Raw genomic sequence first — 3,644 nt, forward strand, 5'->3', positions numbered from 1 at the left:
GGTGCCACCGGTAACTTCACCCAGACCCGGACGCTGGCCGGCATGAAGGGTCTGGTGACCAACCCGAAGGGTGAGTTCATCCCGCGGCCGATCAAGTCGTCGTTCCGTGAGGGCCTGACGGTGTTGGAGTACTTCATCAACACCCACGGCGCCCGGAAGGGGTTGGCGGACACCGCGTTGCGTACCGCCGACTCGGGATACCTGACCCGTCGTCTGGTCGACGTGTCGCAGGATGTCATCGTTCGCGAGGCCGACTGCGGCACCGAGCGCGGCATCGTCGTCGAGCTGGCTGAGCGTCAGCCCGACGGCACGCTGATCCGCGACCCGTTCATCGAAACCTCCGCGTACGCACGCACGTTGGGCACCGACGCGGTAGACGGCGACGGCAACGTCGTCGTTGCGCGCGGGCACGACCTGGGCGACCCGGAGATCGACGCGCTGCTGGCGGCCGGTATCACGCAGGTGAAGGTGCGTTCGGTGCTGACCTGCACCACTGGTACCGGTGTCTGCGCGACCTGCTACGGGCGGTCGATGGCCACCGGCAAGCTGGTCGACATCGGTGAAGCCGTCGGTATCGTCGCCGCCCAGTCCATCGGTGAGCCCGGCACGCAGCTGACCATGCGCACCTTCCACCAGGGTGGCGTCGGTGAGGACATCACCGGTGGTCTGCCCCGTGTGCAGGAGCTGTTCGAGGCCCGGGTGCCGCGTGGTAAGGCGCCGATCGCCGACGTCACCGGACGGGTGCGTCTGGAGGAGGGCGAGCGCTTCTACAAGATCACCATCGTTCCTGACGACGGTGGCGAGGAAGTGGTCTACGACAAGCTCTCCAAGCGGCAACGCCTGCGGGTGTTCAAGCACGAAGACGGTTCCGAGCGGCTGCTCACCGATGGCGACCACGTCGAGGTGGGCCAGCAGCTGATGGAAGGCTCTGCCGACCCGCACGAGGTGCTGCGCGTGCAGGGCCCCCGCCAGGTGCAGATCCACTTGGTCCGGGAGACCCAAGAGGTCTACCGCGCTCAGGGTGTGTCGATCCACGACAAGCACATCGAGGTGATCGTCCGGCAGATGCTGCGCCGGGTGACCATCATCGACTCGGGCTCGACGGAGTTCCTGCCCGGCTCGCTGATCGACCGCGCGGACTTCGAGGCCGAGAACCGTCGCGTAGTGGCCGAGAGCGGCGAGCCCGCCGCTGGCCGCCCAGTGCTGATGGGTATCACCAAGGCGTCGCTGGCCACCGACTCGTGGCTTTCTGCGGCGTCGTTCCAGGAGACCACGCGAGTGCTAACCGATGCGGCGATCAACTGCCGCAGCGACAAGCTGCAGGGTCTGAAAGAGAACGTGATCATCGGAAAGCTGATCCCGGCCGGTACCGGTATCAACCGCTACCGCAACATCCAGGTTCAGCCCACCGAGGAGGCCCGGGCGGCGGCGTACACCATCCCGTCCTACGAGGACCAGTACTACAGCCCGGACTTCGGCCAGGCCACCGGTGCTGCGGTTCCGCTGGACGACTACGGCTACTCGGATTATCGGTAACCTTCTGTAGCGCGAGCAGACGCAAAAGCCCCCGCACGCACGGCGTGTCGGGGGCTTTTGGGTCTCCTCATCCACCCAATCCCCATTGTCGTCGGTTGCTGGCTACCACCTTCGCTCGCGCTCCAGCAGCATTGTGGCCCATGGACATCGAGAGCGTGCTGTTGGCTAGAGGCGGGTTGGCGACGACCGCCGAACTGCTGACCGTGACGACACGCAAGCGGCTCGCCGGATTCATCAAGGCGGGCAGGCTAATTCGGGTGTGCCACGGGGTTTATGCGTTGGATGAGCCCGACATTGTCGGCAAGCTGGCAGCGTTTGATCTGGTCGCCGGGCAGCCGATCGTGGCTTGCATGGGGACGGCTGCGGCGTTGTACGGCTTCGATACCGAAAACACGTCTCGTGTCCACATACTTGATCCCGGCGTGCGGATGCGGCCGTCAAGAAGTCTCATGGTGCACCAACGAATCGGCGCACCGCTGCGACGGGTCGAGGGTCGATTGGCGACAGCGCCCGCGTGGACGGTAATCGAAGTCGCTCGGACGCTCCGGCGATCGCGCGCTTTGGCGACACTTGACGCTGCCCTGCACGTCGGAGCCTGTACTGCAGCGGAATTGCATGCCACGATCACCCAACAGAAGGGGCGCCGCGGAATCGTCAAGGTCCGTGAGCTGATCGACTGCGCCGACGGTCGTGCCGAGTCGCCGATGGAGAGCGAGGCGCGACTGGTGTTCCTCGACGCGCGGTTGCCGATGCCAGAGCTGCAATACAGCGTCGTCGACCGGTACGGCCGAGTCTGGCGCGTCGACTTCGCGTGGCCGGAAGCGTTTGTCGTAGCCGAATACGACAGCATTGAGTGGCACGCGGGTCGCGAGCGCATGCTGCGTGACAGGCTGAAGACGGCCCGACTGCAAGAATGCGGCTTCACGACCATTCCGATGAGCGTCGAAGACATCAGACGCGATCCGGTTGGACTCACCGACCGCATTAACTACCACCTGCAGCGGCACCGTTTGGCCTGCTGAGCAGACGTAAAAGCCCGCGCACGCATGGCGTGTCGCGGGCTTTTTCGTCTGCTCGCCGAGACTGTCCGCGCCGCTCACTAGACTGGCCGACGTGCTCATCGGTTCACACGTAAGCCCGCAGGATCCGCTCGCAGCCGCTGCCGCCGAGAACGCCGACGTGGTGCAGATATTCCTCGGCAACCCGCAGAGCTGGAAGGCGCCCAAGCCGCGCGAGGACGCCGCACAGCTCAAAGCCGCGGCCCTACCGATCTACGTGCACGCGCCCTATCTGATCAACGTCGCGTCGGCGAACAACCGGGTGCGGATCCCGTCGCGCAAAATCTTGCAGGACACCTGTGACGCGGCTGCCGAGATCGGCGCTGCCGCGGTGATCGTGCACGGCGGCCACGTCGCCGAGGACAGCGACTTCGACGAAGGCTTCCAGCGCTGGCGCAAGGCGCTCGACCAATTGCAGACGAAAGTTCCGGTCTACCTGGAGAACACCGCCGGCGGTGATCACGCGATGGCCCGTCACTTCGACACCATCGGACGGCTTTGGGACCACATCGGCGACAGCGGTATCGGCTTCTGCCTGGATACCTGCCACGCCTGGGCGGCGGGCGAGGCGCTGGTCGACGCCGTCGCGCGCATCAAGGGCATCACCGGCCGCATCGACCTGGTGCACTGCAACGACTCCAAGGACTCGGCGGGCTCGGGCCGCGACCGGCACGCCAACTTCGGCACCGGGCAGATCGATCCCGACCTGCTGGTGGCGGTGGTGCGGGCGGCGGGCGCGCCGGTTATCTGCGAAACGGCCGACGAGGGCCGCAAGGACGACATCGCGTTTCTTCGTGACCGGCTGAGCTGAGGGACACCTCCGCCATGCTTGCGCGGGTCGTCGCCGTTCTCGCAGTGGTATTGGTCATCGCCGGTTGCGTCGGCAGGGAGTCGGGCAAGCCGTCGGCCTTCGTCGAGGGCACCAGCGTGCATACACTCAGCGTCGGCGGCCATGACCGCATCTACCGGCTGTACAAGCCCAAGGGATTGCCCGCATCTGCGCCGCTGGTTCTCGTGCTGCACGGCGGTTTCGGCAACGCCGCACACGCC

At 65.9% G+C, this 3,644-nt stretch carries 2 protein-coding genes and 2 pseudogenes; all 4 read left to right on the forward strand.

Annotation, left to right across the window (positions count from 1 at the left end; all coding sequences use genetic code 11):
• Positions 1-1,536: pseudogene (locus tag ACLQI9_RS20885) on the forward strand (DNA-directed RNA polymerase subunit beta'); the annotation flags it as partial.
• Between the two features lie 140 nt (positions 1,537-1,676).
• On the forward strand, positions 1,677-2,558 hold the full coding sequence (locus ACLQI9_RS20890; RefSeq protein WP_442388697.1) for a hypothetical protein: 882 nt from the start codon (positions 1,677-1,679) through the stop codon (positions 2,556-2,558).
• A gap of 91 nt (positions 2,559-2,649) precedes the next feature.
• The gene (locus tag ACLQI9_RS20895) at positions 2,650-3,405 is read left to right on the forward strand and encodes a deoxyribonuclease IV (RefSeq protein ID WP_442392102.1); all 756 of its coding nucleotides are present in this window, start codon (positions 2,650-2,652) and stop codon (positions 3,403-3,405) included.
• A gap of 14 nt (positions 3,406-3,419) precedes the next feature.
• A pseudogene (locus ACLQI9_RS20900) lies at positions 3,420-3,644 on the forward strand (alpha/beta hydrolase family esterase); the annotation flags it as partial.

Origin of the sequence: Mycobacterium sp., from assembly GCF_052143115.1 — a bacterium.
GTDB lineage: Bacteria > Actinomycetota > Actinomycetes > Mycobacteriales > Mycobacteriaceae > Mycobacterium.